The organism is uncultured Gemella sp. (assembly GCF_963525165.1).
In the GTDB taxonomy this organism is placed as follows: Bacteria; Bacillota; Bacilli; order Staphylococcales; family Gemellaceae; genus Gemella.
Genome location: NZ_CAURJN010000019.1, coordinates 1 through 18332, shown reverse-complemented (window position 1 = coordinate 18332; position 18332 = coordinate 1). Strand labels below are relative to the sequence as shown.

The window sequence follows — 18332 nt, the reverse complement described above, 5'->3', positions numbered from 1 at the left end:
TAAATATTTAAGCAAAGTATATTAAAAAAATTTAGTTTGTGATATAATTAATGTTGGGAAATAATCTTTTCATTAAATTTTAATGGTTAGTAAAAAAGGAGGAGTACAAGGTGGCGAAAATATCTAAACAGGATATTGACTATATTTTTGATAATATTGATATAGTTAGTCTCGTTAGTGAATACGTAAAATTAGAAAAACGTGGACAAAATTACTTAGGATTATGTCCATTTCATAATGAGAAGACGCCATCTTTTACGGTCTCACCTGAGAAAAAAATAGCCCATTGTTTTGGGTGTGGTAAAGGTGGAAATATATTTCAATTTGTATCGCTAATAGAAAATATTACATATAATCAAGCAATCGTAAAGCTAGGGACAAGGTTAGGACTGGATATAGAGTCAAATAATAATAAAGAAGAGAGTTACGATTTAAATAATGAACTTGATATAATGTACTATGGACATAGGCTTTTAGCAGATTATTTTAATTATATCCTTCTCAATACAAAAGAAGCAGAAGATGCGCTTAATTATTTATTAGATAGGGGACTGAGTGTAGATGTTATTAAGCATTTCAATATTGGATATGCTCCTCGTGAAAACAATATTGCTTTAAACTTTTTTAATTCGAACAAAATCAATTTAGATTTAATGGTTGAAGCCGGACTATTAGGAAAAAATGATAATGAAGATTACTATGATGTCTTTAAAGATAGAATAATGTTTCCTATAAAAAATAATCAGAATCAAGTTGTAGCATTTTCAGGAAGAACTATGTCTACGGATAAGAGTGTTCCGAAATACTACAATACGCACGAAACGAAAATTTTTGAAAAAAGAAAAGTTTTATATAATTTTTCAGACGCACGCTCATTTATAGCTAAAGAAAATGAAGTGATATTATGTGAAGGGTATATGGATGTTATTAAAGCCCATCAAAATGGCATAAAAAATGCTGTAGCATTAATGGGAACAAACATAGATAATAATAAATTAAAAGAAATTTTATCACTTGTAAAAAAAATAACTCTTAGTTTAGATAATGATGAAGCAGGTTCTAAAGCACAAATAGAAATTGGAAATAGAATAATTCAGACAACGGATAATATTTATAAGCTAAAATTTTCTGGTGCTAAAGATTTGGATGAATTTTTAACTGAAAAAAATTCAAAAAATCCTGATTTTGATGTTGAAAATTATTTAAGAAATAATAAAGAGCACTTTATTAATTATAAAATTGAATATTGTAAAAATGATTCAAAAACTAATATTGAACAACGTATTAAATATAAAAATGAACTACTTGTTAATATTGCTTATGTAGAAGATGAATCACTAAAATACATGTTACTTACTAATTTGGCAGAGGAGTTCGGAATCGAGCGACAAGTTCTTCTTAAAGAATTAGGTAAAGTGAATGTGAAAAGAAAAAGAGCGGCAGAAGAATGGATAGCACCAGCTAATCCAGAGCTGTTGTTTAGAACGACTAATTATGACAGAAAGATGTGTAGATTATTTAAATACTTTTTTGTCAATAGAGCGTTATTTGTTGAAAAATATAATGATTTAGAGAAGTGTCAATTTCCTCAAGAAGCTTTTGTGAATCTGATGGATTATTTGGTAATTTATTATAATAATAATTTGGAATTCCATATTCATAAATTCATACATAGTATAGAGGATGAAGAAGTAGTAAGGCTTGCAACATATATAGATGAAACAGATTTTCTAATTGAGGAAAATCCAATGTCAGATGTTGTTGGCGATTATATACGATATTTCTCAAATAAACAAGTGACATTAAAAGAAATTAAAGATAGGCTTAGAATAGCTATTCAAGAAATGGATATTGAAGCTCAAAAAGAATTGCTATTACAAGTTAAAAATTATAAGAAGTAGAAGGAGAAGAAGATGGTTAAGAAAGTAAAAGATTTTGAAACGATTAAAAATGAATTGTTAGAAAAAGGTAAAAAACAAGGGGAGTTAACTCAAGAAGAAATAGTTGAATCATTGTCGAAATTAGATATTTCTTCAGACACTATGGATGATTTCTATGAAGAGTTAAATAATGAAGATATTATCTTGATTAATGCCAATCACGTAGAAGAAGAGGAAGAAGAGCTTGATCTTGAAGATTTATCAGTTCCAGCAGGAATCAGAACTAATGACCCTGTAAGAATGTACTTAAAAGAAATCGGGAAAGTTCCTCTATTATCAAAAGAAAAAGAATTAGAACTTTCTAAAATTATCGAAACAGGAACGGAAGAAGAAAAAGAACAAGCTAAAAAAGACTTAGCTGAAGCCAATTTACGTCTTGTAGTAAGTATTGCAAAACGTTATGTAGGACGTGGAATGTTATTCTTAGACTTAATCCAAGAAGGTAACATGGGATTAATCAAAGCGGTAGAAAAATTTGATTACTCAAAAGGATTCAAATTCTCTACATATGCAACTTGGTGGATTCGTCAAGCGATTACTCGTGCTATAGCAGATCAAGCAAGAACTATCCGTATCCCAGTTCATATGGTTGAAACTATTAACCGTCTAATTCGTATTCAAAGACAATTACTTCAAGATTTAGGTCGCGAACCAAAACCAGAAGAAATTGCTAAGAAAATGAATATGACTCCAGAAAAAGTACGTGAGATTTTAAAAATAGCTCAAGAGCCAGTTTCATTAGAAACACCAATAGGTGAAGAGGATGATTCACATTTAGGAGATTTTATCGAAGATAAAGAAGCTCAATCTCCAGTAGAGCACGCTGCAAATGAATTATTAAAAGAACAACTAGAAGAGATACTAGAAACACTTACTGACCGTGAAGAAAATGTTCTAAAATTACGTTTTGGTCTAAAAGATGGTAAGACTCATACTCTAGAAGAAGTTGGTAGTGCGTTTGGGGTAACTCGTGAACGTATTCGTCAAATCGAAGCAAAAGCTATCAGAAAATTAAAACATCCATCGAAGTTGAATAAACTAAAAGGGTTTATGGAGTAGGTCTTATAGGTGTTGATATAACAAGGATATGGCGACTAGAAATTTCTCTAGTGGGCAAAAAGTGGGAAAAAATACTCTTAAAAAATATAAGAAAAAACAAGGTTAAAAATTTTAACAAAGTTCATATGAGAACTCATAGTGGTTTATTGATATCTAAATTCGCCTTATAAAAGCTTTTTAGATATCTAATAAAGTGTGTGGGGTGACTCAACAAAATCAATTTCTTCGAAATCGCGATTTTTGAGTCACTCCCTTTTTAGTAGTGGATGAATATATCACCGTGTTCATTTGCTGGTTTAAATAGTGTTATGATAAAGATGAAGAAAGCTATGATTGATGGAATGAAAGTTCAGCAAAATAGCAGACACAGTATTCCTTTGAAGTTTTTACCTACATAAAAGTATTGAATACCGATATGACCTAAAAAGAAAGTGATAATAAGAAAAACTACTTTATTAACATATCTTCCAGGAATATAACCGCGGTTCATGTTTGGATTATAATAATATTTAGTCATTGATAGACCTCCATATGGATTGACCCAAAAGTCCTAATTTTTAACAAGGTTTATATGAAAATCCATAGACGCAGTGATTTATTGATACCTAAATTCGCTTTGTAAAAGCTTTTTAGATATCTAATAAACTGTGCGGGGGTGACTCGACAAAATCGATTTCTCCGAAATCATGATTTTTGAGTCACTCCCATAAAATATTATAGTATTCAATAGGAAAGGATTAACGTGGGAAATATTTGTAAGTATGTTAGTCATCTGTAAATTTTTAAAATTTTAGATAAATTAAAAATACCTAGCATTGAAATAAACTAGGTATTTTTAAAAAAATTATCGTTTTGTTTTAAGGTTTTCTTTCCAATCTTGAAGACCATTTTTTAGCATATAAACGTTTGTATAACCATTCTTTTTAAGGGTTAAAGCAGCACGTGGAGCTAAAGTTCCATTTTTATCGCAAAGATAAATAGGTTGATCTTTTCTTAATGATGTATATAAGAAATTGAATTGAGAAGAAGGCATGTTACGAGCACCATTAATGTGAGCGTATTTAAAATCTTCTTTTTCTCTAACGTCGATTAATTGAACTTTTCTAAGATTTTTTCTAAATTCTTCATAAGGAAGTTTTGTAACAGCACCTTTTAATCTAAAGTAATTAAATAGTCCAACTGCTCCTAAAACAACCACTAAAACTATTGTTGATAGTAAAAATGATGACATAATAAACTCCTTTTTAATGTAATATCTGTATGTGAATTATATCATAATTTGAAAATTTGTTCAACTTTGATTATAATTATTATGAATGATAAAAATATAAAACAAATAATTGGAGATAAAATGATAACATCAGTTGGAAATAAAAAAATAAAAGATATTCAAAAACTAAAAGAGAATAAAAATATAAAAAAACTCGGTAAGTATTTAGTTGAAGGTAAACATCTAGTTGAAGAAGCATTAGAAACTAATGTGGTGGAAGAAATTATCGTTTCAGAGAGTTTTGAAGATTATAATATAGTAGATACTTTTGATGGTGATTTAACAAAAGTTGCTGATAGCATTATGAAAAGTATATCTGACACAATAACTACACAAGGTATTATAGCTGTTTGTAGTATTAATAAAAAAGAATTAGATATTAATAAATACAGTAAGGTTCTTATTTTGGATAAGATTCAAGATCCAGGGAACTTAGGAACAATTATAAGAACGGCAGATGCGTTTGATTTTGATTGTATTATTCTTGGTAAAGGGACTACAAGTTTATATGGGCAAAAGGTTATTCGAAGTACACAGGGGAGTAATTTCCACATAGATTGTTTTGATAATGTAGATTTATCTAAATTAATAGATGAAATGACTGATTTTAATATTTTTGCGACTAGTTTAAAAGCGGATAAATATATAGAGCAATTAGATAATATTACAGGAAAGGTTGCAGTTGTCTTTGGTAACGAAGGTGCAGGAGTAAGTGAAGAAATTTTATTAAAAGTAAATAATTTACTTAAAATTTCAATGCCAGGACGCGCGGAGAGTTTAAATGTTTCTATAGCAGCAGGTATTGTAATGCACTATATTTCAACTAATTTAAAATAATAAATTTACTATTTTTTATAAGTGTGGTATTATTGTAAATGTAAAAATAATGAGAGAGGTGAAATCTAATGTTAAAAACTATAGCAGTAGACAAAAAAGGAAATATCTTAACTGATGTTAGTTTAGAAAGACTAAAAGAACAAGATATAGCATGGTTCTGGGTTGATTTTGATACTCCTACGCGTAGTGAAATCAACTTGTTAACAACATTTTTTAAGTTCCACGAACTTTTAATTGAAGACTGTTTAACACTTTTACAAAGACCAAAAATTGAAATTACAAGACAGCAAATATTCCTAGTATCACATGTATTAAAAAATATAGATGATGACTATGAAACTTTAAATATGTTTGTCGGAAAAAATTATATTGTAACGTTTCACCTCTCACACATACGTTACGTAAATAAAATTATACCAAAAATATTACAACGTGGTGCAGAATATTCACCTTTACATGTTATGCATATGCTTGTATCAGAAATAGTAGAGGGATATATTCCTATTATTTCAAAAATTGAAAATCGTCTTGATGAAATCGAGGAAACAGATTCGTATACTTCTGGAAGTAAAATTATGGATGAGGTATTTGATCTTCGAAGTGATTTATTAAAACTTCGTCGTGGATTACTTCCGATGCGGGAGCTTATTCATAGATTCTTAGTTTCACGTCGCGTAGAAATGACGGATAACGATAGAAAATATTTCCACGATATTTATGATGATCTAGTTCAACAGACAGAGATAATTGAAGCAAACCGTGAGTTAGCCAGTGATATTCGTGAAAACTTTATGACATACAACTCACTTAAATCTAATAATATTATGATGACACTAACTGTTATATCTACGATTTTCTTACCATTAACCTTTATAGTAGGATGGTATGGTATGAATTTCAAATATATGCCAGAATTAGAATGGCAATATGGTTACTTCTTAGTTGTAGCTATAATGTTTGGTATCGCGTTTGGTATGTTATGGTTCTTCAAGAAAAAAGGATGGCTTGATATGTTTAAATAACATTATCAAGTAGATTGAAACAATGAATATTTTTAAATTAATGATTTTATTTTTTATGATATTACTTGCGAATTTTTCGATGATACGAATAGATTTTGAAAAATTCTTCAAGAAAAATAGTACAAGAGAAATTAAAGTTTTTGTGATATTAATTTCTTTTGCATTAGGATATCTTGGATATATGACAATTATTACAATTTATGAATTATCGTTAAATTTTGTAAAATAATTTAACAGAAAGGGATTTGTATGGATAAAGAATTAGAAAAAAATAAAAAAGAATCAAGATTAGAAAAGTCCCGAGAAGATAAACTACTAGCTTTTATTGGAGGTAAGTTTATATTATATATATTATTGATAGTTATCTTATTAGGTATAGCTATTTATCTTTATACTGAAATATCGTATATCTTTACACCGATAAATACGATAGTTTCAAGCATAATTACTCCGATAATAGTCGCGTATGTATTTTACTACATGTTGAATCCGTTGGTAAACTTTTTTGAGAAGAAAATGTCTAGGTTTATAGGTAGCTTGCTTGCGATATTCGTAGGTATAATTACTATCCTAATTGTAATTATCGGAGTAGTTCCTATTATTGTAGAACAAACACGGAACTTAATTACTTCATTGCCAAGATATATTGAAATAGTTAAAGGTTACTTAGAAACATATTCTGATAATGCTTATGTACAGGTGATTGTAGAATATGTAAACAATAATCTTAATGTTTCTAAGATAAGTGAAAGATTAGTAAGTATAGCCACATCTGTTGCCCAAGGAGTAGTATCCTCTATTTCTTCTACTGCTTCAGTTTTAGTTACTATGCCTTTTGTGTTATTCTTCTTATTAAAAGATGCATCTCACTTTAACAAGTTTGTAATTAGTTTATTGCCGAAAAAATTTGAACAACCAGTAGCGGAAACAATTGATGAGATTGATGAAAAAGTAGGATCATATATCCAAGGACAAATGTTAGTTTCTCTATGCATAGGAGGTATGTTATTTATCGGTTATAATATTATTGGATTACATTATGCATTTTCTTTAGCAACTATAGCTGCATTTTTAAGTATTGTACCGTACCTTGGACCTGCTATTGCAATAACCCCAGCTATGCTAGTTGCAGCTTCAACAAGTTGGGTAATGGTAGTGAAAATGCTTGTAGTATGGGGTATTGTACAGTTCTTAGAAGGTAATATCATTTCTCCTAATATTATGGGAAGAAGTATGAATATGCATCCACTTACTGTAATCTTTGTGATTCTTATTGGAGTTAATATTTCGGGAGTAGTTGGTGCTATTTTAGGAATACCAGTATACTCAATTTTGAAAGTGTTAGTAGGAAAATTATTACTTTCAATTAAAGATAGATATAACAAATTCTATGGTTAATAAATAAGAAAGTTCTGACTTAAAAGTTCTAAGTTTTCTAAAAAATTTTTAGAAAATCCATGGATACAAAGGTTTATTGAAATCTAAATTTACTTTACGAAAGCTTTTGGATATCTGAAAAACTTCGGGGTGACTCGATAAAAATCAATTTCTTAGAAATCATGATTTTCGAGTCACTCCTTTTTATTTATTTTGTATAAAAATCTTGTGATAGCAAATTTAATTAAATTTTGTAAGTGTTTTTAAGTTTATTACTTTATAAATTATGACTTCCATGCTATAATAATATAGTTAAATAAAAGTAAGTTGAGGTTTGAGAATATGAGTATGATGAAAAAATTCAATAATCTTTTCGTAGGTGAAGAAGATTTTGAGGATGAAGTAGTAGAGAAAGAACAAGTGAGAAAAGAACAACCGAAGCCAAGACCGGTTAAAAAGGAGACTCCTGTGGTAAGTAAACAAAATATACAAAGTCAACCAACGGGAAGAACTAATAATGTGATACTAACAGAACCATTAGTATTTGCAGATAGTAAAGATATTGTAGATGATATTAAACGTAATAAAGTGGTGATTATCAATTTAAGTAAATTAGATATTGAAACATCTGATAGACTATTAGATTTCATATCTGGAGGAATCTACGCTTTAGGTGCTCGATTGAAAACTATTGGTGAAGATATATATCTTTGTGTACCAAGTGGTGTTGAAGTTTCAGGAGACTTTTACGAAGGAGAGTATTAATTTTGCTTAATATAACAGAATATTTTTGGGTATATAAATTCGTGAAATATTTATTTAATTTTTACGAATATAGTTTATTAGCGTATATTTTAACTTCTTGGGTACCGCAGATTAAAAATAATATAATTGTAGAATTTTTAGAAGCAATTTGTGAACCGTATCTAAAAGTCTTTAGAAAGATAATTCCACCGTTGGGGATGTTGGATATTTCTCCGGTTGCTGCTCTTGTTGTTTTGAGTGTTATAGAAAATTTAATAATAACATTATTGTTTAAATCATAGTAATATCATGAATAAATTAAATTTTTTACAACAAGCATCAACTGAGCAAAGAGAAGTAGCTGAAAAATTACTGCAAAGCATTAGTTTTGTAGAAAATCGCAACACTGTTACAAAGTTCTTAACGAATTTTGAGCAAGTAGTTTTAGGACAAATAGTAGCCTATAACTATAGTGATTTTAAGGTGGATTTTTTCGGTGGTTTTAATGATTCCGAGAGAAAAAAAGCTAAGATTATTGCTAATGAATACTACGATGTGGACTATGACATTGTTTGTTTAAAGGCGAAATTTAATAATAAATTTAATAAAGTAGAGCATAGAAATATTTTAGGCGCAATTCATAATCTTGGAATTAATTTTAATAGATTCGGGGATATTATTGTCTTAGAAGATATGGTTTATATTTTTGTTGATGAAGAAATTGCTGATTTTGTAGCTATGGAGTTTACAAAAGCTGGAAGAGTAAATCTAAAGTTTGATAGAGTGGATTTGACTAATGTTCAAATTGAAAAAAAATATGAAGATTTTGAGATAGTGAGTTCATCTTTCAGATTAGATTCCATTGTAGCTAAAATTACTAATAAATCACGTAGTAAAGTTAAAGAATTTCTAGAGCAAGATTTTATAAAACTAAATCATGTTATTTTTAAAAATGGAGAGAAAACTTGCAATACAGATGATATTATTTCAATTAGAAAATACGGAAGATTTGTAGTGAAAAGCTTTAAACAAAATAAAAAAAGTTTAAAATATAGAATAACAATTTCAAAATTAGTATAAAGATAGGGATGATTCAAAAGTTCTAAACTTTTAAAGGTTTATATAAAACTCATAGACGTAGTGGTTTATTGATATCTAATAAACTTTGCAGGGGTGACTCGAAATCTTGTTTCTTAAGAAATCACGATTTCGAGTCGCTCCCATTTTTTTATTACTAATTTATGAGCGTTTTCATTTTACTTAAGGAAATAATGTGATATACTTTGAGGTATAAAACAAAATATATACAACTATGAGGTAAGTAAAATGAAAAAAATATTATTAACTATTTTTTCTTTTTTATTGGTATTTTCTTTAATTGGATGTTCTCAAAAAAGTACAACCAAAGAGGAAAAAGTTTTAAAACTTGGAGTAGTTCCGAGTAGTAATAGTGAAAAGCTAGTAGATGATCTGACACCATTTGCTAAAGCACTGGGTGACAAACTAGGAATGAAGGTAGAAGTCTTTACAGCGAGTAGCTATATAGGGGTTATAGAAGGAATAGGTAGTGGAAGTGTAGACTTTGGTTTAGTTCCTCCTTTTTCAGCAGTCCTTTCTAATAAGCAAAGTAACACAAAAAATCTTCTTGTGGGAAGAAGTACTAGTGGTAAACCAGGTTACTTTGCAGAAGTTTTTGTTAGAAAAGATTCTAATATAAAAAGTATAGCTGATTTAAAAGGGAAGAAAATAGCCTTTGTTGATCCATCTTCAGCCTCTGGTTATATTTATGCGGGAGCAATGATGAAAGAAGCTGGTATTGATTTAGAAAAAGATATTCAGTACCAATTTAGTGGTGGTCACGATAAAAGTTTACAATTACTACTAAATAAAGACGTAGATGCTGTAGCAAGTTATGAAAATGTGATTAGAAAATACACTAAAGAATTTCCAACTTTAAAAGAGGATATTCACCCAATTGCTAAAAGTGAATTAATCCCAGGAGTAACTGTAGTTGCATCAAATAATCTTGATGAGGAAACTCAAAAGAAAATTAAGCAAGCTTTATTGGAAATTCAAAATGACAAAGAAACTATACAAATTTTAACAAATTTATTTAGTATTACAGGTTTTGAAGAACCAAATAATGATGCATATAAAGCTATTGAAAAAATCTCTGAAAAAATGAATATAGACTTAAATAAAGTTAAATAATAAGCTTAAATAGAAAATAAGTTTAATTATTTTTAGCAAAAATAATACTTTTATGAGGTTCTTAAACGTTGGCATATCACAGTTTAAGAGCCTTTTTTAAAGATGAAGATTAAAAAACAGAAAAAAAGTTATACAAAAGTATTGACATTATGTTAATACTTTTGTATAATAAATATTGTTCGTTAGGAACACAAATATTTATCCACAGTAGCTCAGTTGGTAGTAGCATCTGACTGTTAATCAGAGGGTCGCAGGTTCGAGTCCTGCCTGTGGAGTTGGAGTAGTACTCAAGAGGCTGAAGAGGCGCCCCTGCTAAGGGTGTAGGTCGGGAAACCGGCGCGAGGGTTCAAATCCCTCCTGCTCCGTTTTTTTTATTGGCCCGTTGGTCAAGTGGTTAAGACACCGCCCTTTCACGGCGGTAACACGGGTTCGAATCCCGTACGGGTCACCATTTGAATTAATACATTGAGAATAAGAGTTAGGTCCCGTGGTGTAGCGGTTATCACGCCTGCCTGTCACGCAGGAGATCGCGGGTTCGATTCCCGTCGGGACCGCCATTATTGCCTTGATAGCTCAGTTGGTAGAGCAATGGATTGAAGCTCCATGTGTCGGCAGTTCGACTCTGTCTCAAGGCATTTTTTTATTTTATCTTAATATTTTGGCGGCTGTGGCGAAGTGGTTAACGCATCGGATTGTGGTTCCGACATTCGGGGGTTCGATTCCCCTCAGCCGCCCCATTTTTTGAATTAGAGCGAAGAAGTAGTGTAAGTACACATTGCTTCTTTTTTATTTTTTAGAATTTGATTACTTTTGTAAGCAAAAAATTAGCAAATTTATTAAAAGAAGAGTAAAATAATATCTATAAAAATATTAGGAGATAAAAACATGGAAAAAACATTTGAAGAATACTTAGAGAATTTTAAAGTTATAGATTCAAAAACTGCTTTTGAGAAAATTGAATCAAGAGAAAAATTTGTATTATTTATCGGGAGATCATCATGCCCATTTTGCAGAAAATTTATGCCAAAATTAAGTGAAGTGGTAGTTTCTAATAAAGTGGAAGCGTTCTTTATCGACTCACAAGATTTTTCTGATGCTTCAGGAATTGAATCACTACGCGAAAAATACTCAGTAAGAACTGTTCCAGGTTTATTAGTAGCAGAAGCTGGCGAAGTTAAAGTAGTATGTGATTCTAGCTTATCTGTTGAAGAAATTACATCATTTATTAAATAATATTTCTACTCGTCTATTTTATGTAGGCGAGTTTTTGTTTTATCTTAATGTGGAAATATTAAGTTAATACTAATACGATTAAATATTAAATAAAATGTAATATTAAAATACTGAAAAAAACTATTTTAAGTGATATAATAGTAATTATAAAATTTTACTAACTACATAGTTTGGTCTATTTTATAATTCATTATAAAATTAATGAGGTGATGAAGTGAAAAGCGAAAAGTTAGAAGTGAAAAATCTAATTTTTAATTATGGTGTGAAAAATATATTAAATGATATATCATTTGAAGTTCCTAAGGGGGATTTTGTCGCGATTGTTGGAAAGAGTGGAGCGGGGAAATCGACCTTACTGCGTTGTTTGAACTTGTTGAATAGACCCAAGTCTGGTGAAATCAACATAGCAGGTGAGGATATAATTAATTCTAATAAGTCAAAGTTAAAACTTATCAGAAGAGATATAGCCTTTATATTTCAGGATTACAATGTACTAGATAATTTATATACTGTTGAAAATGTTTTAACACCTTATTTAGTAAAAAAATCTGTCTTGGGTCTTTTATTAGGATATACAAAAAAAGAATATAATGAAGGTGTTGATTTCTTAAAGCAAGTTGGATTAGAGGACGAGGCTTTTAAAAAATCTAAGTATTTGTCAGGTGGTCAAAAACAAAGGGTAGCCATCGCAAAAGCGTTGGCACAAAATCCAAAAATTTTATTAGCTGATGAACCTGTAAGTAGCTTAGACGAAAAGAATACGACACTTATAATGGATACTTTCAAAAAGTTAAATGAACAAAACGGAATTACAGTTTTAATAAACTTGCATGATGTTAATCTTGCTAGGAAGTACAGTACTAAGATCTTAGGACTGAAGGATGGAAAAGTGTTATTTTATAAAGATTCTGAGAAGGTGACTAAAGATGAATTTGAAGAACTTTATAATTAAGAAAGCAATAACAAGGATAGTATCAGTCGTATTTATTATTTCGATTATTTTTATTGCATATAGTCAATATGATACGAAGACTTTTTCGCTAGGTTTTAAAAGGATACAGAATCTTCTTGGGCGCATGTATCCTGTAGATTTTTCTATTTTACCTGAATTGAAACAGCCAATAGTAGAAACTATTAATATCGCATTATTTTCGTCGATATTAGCTTTATGTACGACTTTGTTATTATTGCCAATACTAACTAATGTATTATTTAAATTGAAGATAATTCCAAAAATATTTAGTGCGGTATTCTCTGTTTTCAGAACTATGCCATTTTTAATAATCGCAGCTATATTAGTAAGTTTATTTAGTACAGGAGTATTTAGTGGTTTTGTGAGTATTTATTTAATAAATATTCTAACATCAGCTAAGTTATTGAAAGAATATGCTGAGGAAGTTGAAATTAAACAGTTAGAAGCTATGGAATCGTTAGGAGCTTCAAAATTTGTTATTTATAAAAATGCTATTTTATCTAATCTTAAGCCCCAAGTTATCTCGGTATACTTTTTAACTTTGGAATCAAGTATTCGTGGAGCAAGTGTTTTGGGATTAGTTGGAGCAGGTGGAATAGGTCAAAGATTATGGCAAGAGCTAAATCATTTAAGATATGATAGAGTTTCTATAATAATTATTACTCTAGTTATTTTAATTTTCGTAATCGATCTAGTGAGTTATTATTTTAGAAATTTACAAAATACTTCCCAGTTAACTTTTGAAAAGTTTTTACTAAGAAGAAATATAGTAAAATTTGGTATTCCTCTTATTATTGTAGGGAGTCTGATTTACGTTACTAATTTTATACATATAACACAAGAAAGATTTTTTATTGGATTAAAACAATTAAAGGTTCTTGGTAATGGTATAATTCATCCAGATTTAGCGTATGTGCCGAAGATGCTTAGTGAACTATTTGTGAGCATAGAAATTGCTTTTAGTGCAACAATCTTCGCTGCTGTAACGACTATCTTTACATCGTATTTATCATCGGTGAATCTTTTTGGGAAGTATAAAGCATTATCGATGAAGGTCTTAATAAATGTATTAAGAACATTTCCACCAATAATAGTGGCATTAATATTCTTTAGAGGATTTGGGCCTGGTGCAATTAGTAGTTTCTTTGCATTATATATTTATACAGTTGGTGTTATGACGAAGATGTATAATGAGGTCTTAGAAGGTATTAATAACAATGTATTACTAATGACAAAAAGTCTAGGGCTTGGAAGTTTTATTAGTTATGTTAAAATAATATTTAATGGATACTTCCCTGAATTTGTTACTATAGTGTTATATAGATTTGAATCAAATATCAAAAATTCAACTATTTTAGGCATGGTTGGTGCAGGTGGTATTGGACATTTGCTTGTAAATAATATAGAATATAGAAATTGGAATAGAATTTCAACATTATTAATTGGTTTATCGTTATCGATAATTATTATAGAAAATATCTCATACTTTATTAGAATGAGAGTAAAAAAATAATTAAAGAAAATATTAAAACAAGGAGAAATAGATGCGTCTAAAAGTAGGAAAAATTGTTAATACTCATTCTTTAAAAGGAGAGGTGAAAGTAATTTCATCAACTGACTTTGAAGAACAACGTTTTAAAAAGGGTAGTGAATTATTAATAACTAGAGGAAATCAAGTTGTTAAAGAAGTTGTTGTAGAAAGCTACAGAACACATAAGAATAATCTTCTAGTGAAATTTGTAGGTATTGATACAATTGAAGAGGCAGAAAAATTTAAAAATCTACAAATCAAAATCGATTCTGATAATATTGGAGAACTTGAAGAAAATGAGTTTTATTTCCATGAAATAATCGGATGCGAGGTATTTGATGAAAATAACAAATCACTAGGTGAGATAGTTGAGATTCTTACGCCTGGTGCAAATGATGTATGGGTAATAAAAGCAGAAAATAGCAAAGAAATTTTAATACCTTACATTGAAGATGTGGTTAAGGGAATTGATGTTACCAATAAAAGAATTGATATCGAAGTTATGGAAGGGTTAATTGATTAATGAAGATTGATATATTAACGTTGTTCCCAGATATGTTTGATTCATTAAATCATTCGATCTTAGGAAAAGCAAAAGATAATAAGTTATTGGATATAAATATAGTTGATTATCGTAAATTTTCTGGTAATAAACATAACCAAGTTGATGACTATCCATTCGGTGGAGGTCAGGGAATGGTATTAAAACCAGAACCGATATTTAACGCTGTTGAGAGTTTAGACAAAACGGATAAAACACGAATAATTTTACTTTGTCCACAGGGAGAAAGATTTAGTCAGAAAAAAGCGGAAGAACTTTCTGAAGAAGAGCATTTGATTTTCATCTGTGGTCACTACGAAGGATATGATGAAAGAATTAGAGAATATCTAGTAACGGATGAACTTTCTATTGGTGATTTTATTTTAACTGGTGGAGAATTTGCAGCGATGACAATGGTTGATAGTATAGCGAGACTTGTTCCTGATGTTCTTGGAAAAGAAGAATCTCATAAGGATGATTCATTTTCAACAGGACTATTAGAATATCCGCAATATACACGTCCGAAAGATTATAAAGGAATGCTAGTTCCAGATGTATTAACAAGTGGTCATCATAAAAATATAGAGACTTATAGAAAAAAAGAAAGTCTTCGAAGAACGTTGACTAGACGACCAGATTTACTGGAAAACTATGAATTAAGTAAAGAAGAAGAAAAATTACTTGATGAAATAAAAAAAGAATTAAAAAATTAACGTAAAATAAATGACATAACTGTATTTTTGATGTATAATATTAATATAGTATGTATTGTAAGCACAGGAGGATTAGAAGTAATGACAACTTCATTTGAGGAATTATTAAATAGCTCAGAAATGCTGAAAAAAGGAGATAAAGTAACTGGTACAGTATCAAAAATCGATAACGATAAAGTATATGTAGATGTAGCAGGTGCTCAGTATGATTGCGTAATTTTACGTAACCAAATTACTAGAAAACCATTTGAAAATATTGAAGACGTATTATCAGTTGGTGATGAAGTAGAAGCTCAAGTAACTGGAATTAGAGCAGACCGTGAAAAAAGATCAGAAGATGTACCAGGTGTAATCTACTTATCACACAAAATTTTAGAAAATGCTGAATATAAAAAATTAATGGAATTATCATGGACTGGAATTATTGAAAAATTCGAAAACGGAGAATTAATTCAAGCAACAGTTTCTGGACAAACTAAAGGTGGATTATTAGCTGACGTAGAAGGATTACGTGCATTTATCCCAGGTTCATATATTGATACTAAATTCAGAAAAGACTTATCTAAATTTGTAGGAAATGAATACACATTCAAAATCGAAGAAGTAGATAAATCTAAAAACAAAATTATCTTAAACAGACGTGTAATCTTAGAAGAAGAAAAAGCTAAAAAACTAGCTGAAGTATATGGAAACATTAATGAGGGTGATGTAATTGAAGGTAAAGTTAGTCGTATTACTGACTTTGGAGCATTCGTTAACATCGGTGAAGTTGATGGATTATTACACATCTCAGAAATCTCTCATGCTCGCGTAGAGAAAGTTGCTGATGTATTATCAGTTGGAGACACTGTTAAAGTTGCAGTTATCGCTGTAGATAAAGAAAATGAAAAAGTTTCACTTTCAGCTAAAACTTTATTACCAACACAATGGGAAGTAGCTCGTGCTACAATTAAAGCTGGAGATGTATTAGAAGGTGTTGTTCGTAACACAACTGCATTTGGAGCATTTGTTGAAGTATTACCAGATGTTGAAGGATTAGTTCACATTTCTCAAATTTCTCACGAAAGAGTTACAAACGTAGAAGACGTTCTTAAAAAAGGTGATAAAGTAAATGTAAAAGTTTTAGAATTTGATTTCGAAAACGAAAGATTATCTTTATCAATCAAAGATTTATTAGAAAAACCAGTTAAAGAAGAAGTTAAGGAAGAAGCTGAATATGATACTTCTTACTTAAAAGATGAAGATACTTCATTTAATCTAGGGGACAAATTTAAAGATATCGAACTTTAATTTGAAAAAATAAAGAAATAAAGGCAGTAGATAAGCTTGTCTATTGCTTTTATTTTTTAGGTGAAAATAGATAACGAGAATTAGTTAAAACCTGTAATTAAATATTTAATTTTTGTTATTTAGTTAAAAATATTCAAAGATATGGAGGTAAAAACATGGCAAAACCAACAGTTGCGATAATAGGTAGACCAAACGTCGGGAAATCTACAATTTTCAATAAAATTATTGGTGATAGATTATCTATCGTGGAAGACATAGCAGGTGTTACTCGTGATAGAATTTACTCAAAAGCAGAATGGTTAAATTACTCATTCTTTATGATAGATACTGGAGGAATTGAGTTAGAAGATACTCCTTTCCAAAAACAAATTAGGGCGCAAGCTGAATTAGCAATCGACGAAGCAGATGTTATTATTTTCTTAACAAATGGTCGTGATGGTGTAACTAGTGATGATGAGGAAGTTGCTAGATTACTTTATAAAACAGATAAACCAGTTGTGCTTGCAGTAAACAAAATTGATAATTTTGATATGAATCATATGATTTATGATTTCTATTCATTAGGATTTGGAGATCCGTTTCCGATTTCTGGGTCACACGGTTTAGGTATCGGTGATTTACTAGATGAAGTGTGCAAAAACTTTAAAGTTTTGGAAGAAGAGGAAGAAGATGACAAAATTAGATTCTCTCTTATCGGGCGTCCTAACGTTGGTAAATCTAGTTTAATTAATACGATTTTAGGAGAAGAACGTGTTATTGCATCTGATATCGCTGGGACTACTCGTGATGCAATCGATACTGATTTTAAACACAATGGCGATGAGTATGTGGTAATTGATACTGCAGGAATTAGAAAACGTGGTAAAGTATATGAGAGCTGCGAGAAGTATTCTGTACTTCGTTCTCTTAAAGCTATTGAACGTTCTGATGTTGTCTTAGTAGTTCTTAATGCTGAGGAAGGTATTATTGAACAAGATAAGAAAGTAGCAGGATATGCACACGAATCTGGAAAAGGTGTAATTATCGTTGTTAATAAATGGGATGCAATCGCTAAAGATGATAAGACTATGAAAGAATTTGATGAAAAAATTCGTGATAGTTTTGCATACTTAGATTATGCTAAAATTATCTATGTTTCAGCAAAAACTAAACAACGTGTATTTAACATCTTCCCATTAATTAAAGAATCATTTGAAAATAGACAACGTCGTATTCAAAGCTCAACCCTTAATGAGATTGTTGTTGATGCCGTTGCTATGAATCCAACACCTCAAGATAAAGGTAAGAGACTTAATATTTTCTATGCATCACAAGTTGCTATTAATCCACCAACATTCGTGTTCTTTGTGAATTATCCAGAGCTTATGCACTTCTCTTATGAGAGATTTTTAGAGAATAGAATTCGTGATTCGTTTAATTTTGAAGGAACGCCGATTAAACTATTAGCTAGACAACGAAACTAATAGGAGAAATATATTATAGTACGATCTAGAAGTAAGTTGACTTTTGGATCGTACTTTTTATGTTGAAAATTAAGGGTCTCCAAAATTTAGGACTGATGAGAAGGGTCATGAGCTTAAAGCTCATGATT

General features: G+C 29.9%; 19 protein-coding genes and 6 tRNA genes. 23 read left to right on the top strand and 2 right to left on the bottom strand.

What is annotated here, in order from left to right; translation table 11 throughout:
* Nucleotides 1–110 precede the first annotated feature (110 nt).
* Nucleotides 111–1901 (top strand): DNA primase, encoded by a 1791-nt coding sequence (gene dnaG / locus RWQ74_RS05130; protein WP_314397208.1) that lies wholly within the window; start codon nucleotides 111–113, stop codon nucleotides 1899–1901.
* A gap of 12 nt (nucleotides 1902–1913) precedes the next feature.
* Entirely contained in the window at nucleotides 1914–2999 is a 1086-nt protein-coding gene (gene rpoD, locus RWQ74_RS05125; RefSeq protein WP_314397207.1) for an RNA polymerase sigma factor RpoD, read from the top strand.
* 349 nt (nucleotides 3000–3348) lie between these two features.
* On the opposite strand, the gene RWQ74_RS05120 is transcribed toward rpoD, so the two are convergent.
* Both RWQ74_RS05120 and RWQ74_RS05115 read right to left on the bottom strand, forming a co-directional pair.
* Nucleotides 3349–3516 (bottom strand): NINE protein, encoded by a 168-nt coding sequence (locus RWQ74_RS05120; protein ID WP_314397206.1) that lies wholly within the window; start codon nucleotides 3514–3516, stop codon nucleotides 3349–3351.
* Nucleotides 3517–3843: 327 nt separating this feature from the next.
* Entirely contained in the window at nucleotides 3844–4230 is a 387-nt protein-coding gene (locus tag RWQ74_RS05115; protein ID WP_294683053.1) for a rhodanese-like domain-containing protein, read from the bottom strand.
* Nucleotides 4231–4311: 81 nt separating this feature from the next.
* Between RWQ74_RS05115 and RWQ74_RS05110 the strand changes: the two genes are divergently transcribed.
* The 21 genes from RWQ74_RS05110 (at nucleotide 4312) to der (ending at nucleotide 18204) form a co-directional block, all read left to right on the top strand.
* Nucleotides 4312–5106 (top strand): RNA methyltransferase, encoded by a 795-nt coding sequence (locus RWQ74_RS05110; RefSeq protein WP_314397205.1) that lies wholly within the window; start codon nucleotides 4312–4314, stop codon nucleotides 5104–5106.
* 68 nt (nucleotides 5107–5174) lie between these two features.
* Nucleotides 5175–6128, top strand: coding sequence for a magnesium/cobalt transporter CorA (gene corA / locus RWQ74_RS05105; RefSeq protein WP_314397204.1), 954 nt, complete (start codon nucleotides 5175–5177; stop codon nucleotides 6126–6128).
* A gap of 22 nt (nucleotides 6129–6150) precedes the next feature.
* The gene (locus tag RWQ74_RS05100) at nucleotides 6151–6357 is read left to right on the top strand and encodes a DUF1146 domain-containing protein (RefSeq protein ID WP_314397203.1); all 207 of its coding nucleotides are present in this window, start codon (nucleotides 6151–6153) and stop codon (nucleotides 6355–6357) included.
* Nucleotides 6358–6377: 20 nt separating this feature from the next.
* Entirely contained in the window at nucleotides 6378–7526 is a 1149-nt protein-coding gene (locus RWQ74_RS05095) for an AI-2E family transporter (RefSeq protein WP_314397202.1), read from the top strand.
* A gap of 321 nt (nucleotides 7527–7847) precedes the next feature.
* A complete protein-coding gene (locus tag RWQ74_RS05090) occupies nucleotides 7848–8270 on the top strand; it encodes a cell division protein SepF (RefSeq protein WP_314397201.1) in 423 nt (140 codons plus the stop codon).
* 2 nt (nucleotides 8271–8272) lie between these two features.
* A complete protein-coding gene (locus RWQ74_RS05085) occupies nucleotides 8273–8551 on the top strand; it encodes a YggT family protein (protein WP_314160406.1) in 279 nt (92 codons plus the stop codon).
* Nucleotides 8552–8558: 7 nt separating this feature from the next.
* Nucleotides 8559–9329 (top strand): YlmH/Sll1252 family protein, encoded by a 771-nt coding sequence (locus RWQ74_RS05080; RefSeq protein WP_314397200.1) that lies wholly within the window; start codon nucleotides 8559–8561, stop codon nucleotides 9327–9329.
* A gap of 246 nt (nucleotides 9330–9575) precedes the next feature.
* Entirely contained in the window at nucleotides 9576–10460 is an 885-nt protein-coding gene (locus tag RWQ74_RS05075; protein ID WP_314084143.1) for a phosphate/phosphite/phosphonate ABC transporter substrate-binding protein, read from the top strand.
* Nucleotides 10461–10661: 201 nt separating this feature from the next.
* Nucleotides 10662–10735: transfer RNA gene (locus RWQ74_RS05070), tRNA-Asn, on the top strand.
* 2 nt (nucleotides 10736–10737) lie between these two features.
* Nucleotides 10738–10825 (top strand) — tRNA-Ser (locus RWQ74_RS05065).
* Nucleotides 10826–10836: 11 nt separating this feature from the next.
* Nucleotides 10837–10911 (top strand) — tRNA-Glu (locus tag RWQ74_RS05060).
* 30 nt (nucleotides 10912–10941) lie between these two features.
* Nucleotides 10942–11017: transfer RNA gene (locus RWQ74_RS05055), tRNA-Asp, on the top strand.
* Between the two features lie 5 nt (nucleotides 11018–11022).
* Nucleotides 11023–11095, top strand: a tRNA-Phe gene (locus RWQ74_RS05050).
* Between the two features lie 26 nt (nucleotides 11096–11121).
* A tRNA-His gene (locus tag RWQ74_RS05045) sits at nucleotides 11122–11197 on the top strand.
* Nucleotides 11198–11345: 148 nt separating this feature from the next.
* Nucleotides 11346–11693, top strand: a complete 348-nt coding sequence (locus tag RWQ74_RS05040) for a thioredoxin (RefSeq protein WP_314397199.1) — start codon at nucleotides 11346–11348, stop codon at nucleotides 11691–11693.
* Nucleotides 11694–11907: 214 nt separating this feature from the next.
* Nucleotides 11908–12645: a phosphonate ABC transporter ATP-binding protein gene (phnC, locus tag RWQ74_RS05035; RefSeq protein WP_314397198.1), complete on the top strand. Its 738-nt coding sequence runs from the start codon at nucleotides 11908–11910 to the stop codon at nucleotides 12643–12645.
* The gene (locus RWQ74_RS05030; protein WP_314397197.1) at nucleotides 12620–14179 is read left to right on the top strand and encodes an ABC transporter permease subunit; all 1560 of its coding nucleotides are present in this window, start codon (nucleotides 12620–12622) and stop codon (nucleotides 14177–14179) included. Before phnC ends, RWQ74_RS05030 begins: the two co-directional genes overlap by 26 nt.
* A 31-nt stretch (nucleotides 14180–14210) precedes the next feature.
* Nucleotides 14211–14720 carry a ribosome maturation factor RimM gene (gene rimM / locus RWQ74_RS05025; protein WP_314397196.1) on the top strand — a complete coding sequence of 170 codons (510 nt, stop codon included), beginning with the start codon at nucleotides 14211–14213 and terminating at the stop codon, nucleotides 14718–14720.
* On the top strand, nucleotides 14720–15451 hold the full coding sequence (gene trmD / locus RWQ74_RS05020) for a tRNA (guanosine(37)-N1)-methyltransferase TrmD (protein ID WP_314397195.1): 732 nt from the start codon (nucleotides 14720–14722) through the stop codon (nucleotides 15449–15451). Before rimM ends, trmD begins: the two co-directional genes overlap by 1 nt.
* An 81-nt stretch (nucleotides 15452–15532) precedes the next feature.
* Complete coding sequence (gene rpsA, locus RWQ74_RS05015) at nucleotides 15533–16741, top strand: 30S ribosomal protein S1 (RefSeq protein ID WP_314397194.1); 1209 nt, start codon at nucleotides 15533–15535, stop codon at nucleotides 16739–16741.
* 155 nt (nucleotides 16742–16896) lie between these two features.
* Nucleotides 16897–18204, top strand: a complete 1308-nt coding sequence (gene der / locus RWQ74_RS05010; RefSeq protein ID WP_314397193.1) for a ribosome biogenesis GTPase Der — start codon at nucleotides 16897–16899, stop codon at nucleotides 18202–18204.
* Nucleotides 18205–18332 lie beyond the last annotated feature (128 nt).

Bases quoted from the DNA above. Each gene is read 5' to 3' on its own strand.
- RWQ74_RS05075 (WP_314084143.1), top strand. From the start codon at position 9,576: ATGAAAAAAATATTATTAACTATTTTTTCTTTTTTATTGGTATTTTCT.
- rimM (WP_314397196.1), top strand. From the start codon at position 14,211: ATGCGTCTAAAAGTAGGAAAAATTGTTAATACTCATTCTTTAAAAGGA.
- RWQ74_RS05110 (WP_314397205.1), top strand. From the start codon at position 4,312: ATGAATGATAAAAATATAAAACAAATAATTGGAGATAAAATGATAACA.
- RWQ74_RS05100 (WP_314397203.1), top strand. From the start codon at position 6,151: ATGAATATTTTTAAATTAATGATTTTATTTTTTATGATATTACTTGCG.
- RWQ74_RS05080 (WP_314397200.1), top strand. From the start codon at position 8,559: ATGAATAAATTAAATTTTTTACAACAAGCATCAACTGAGCAAAGAGAA.
- corA (WP_314397204.1), top strand. From the start codon at position 5,175: ATGTTAAAAACTATAGCAGTAGACAAAAAAGGAAATATCTTAACTGAT.
- RWQ74_RS05115 (WP_294683053.1), bottom strand. From the start codon at position 4,230: ATGTCATCATTTTTACTATCAACAATAGTTTTAGTGGTTGTTTTAGGA.
- rpoD (WP_314397207.1), top strand. From the start codon at position 1,914: ATGGTTAAGAAAGTAAAAGATTTTGAAACGATTAAAAATGAATTGTTA.
- RWQ74_RS05120 (WP_314397206.1), bottom strand. From the start codon at position 3,516: ATGACTAAATATTATTATAATCCAAACATGAACCGCGGTTATATTCCT.
- der (WP_314397193.1), top strand. From the start codon at position 16,897: ATGGCAAAACCAACAGTTGCGATAATAGGTAGACCAAACGTCGGGAAA.
- RWQ74_RS05030 (WP_314397197.1), top strand. From the start codon at position 12,620: ATGAATTTGAAGAACTTTATAATTAAGAAAGCAATAACAAGGATAGTA.
- trmD (WP_314397195.1), top strand. From the start codon at position 14,720: ATGAAGATTGATATATTAACGTTGTTCCCAGATATGTTTGATTCATTA.
- RWQ74_RS05090 (WP_314397201.1), top strand. From the start codon at position 7,848: ATGAGTATGATGAAAAAATTCAATAATCTTTTCGTAGGTGAAGAAGAT.
- RWQ74_RS05095 (WP_314397202.1), top strand. From the start codon at position 6,378: ATGGATAAAGAATTAGAAAAAAATAAAAAAGAATCAAGATTAGAAAAG.
- RWQ74_RS05040 (WP_314397199.1), top strand. From the start codon at position 11,346: ATGGAAAAAACATTTGAAGAATACTTAGAGAATTTTAAAGTTATAGAT.
- rpsA (WP_314397194.1), top strand. From the start codon at position 15,533: ATGACAACTTCATTTGAGGAATTATTAAATAGCTCAGAAATGCTGAAA.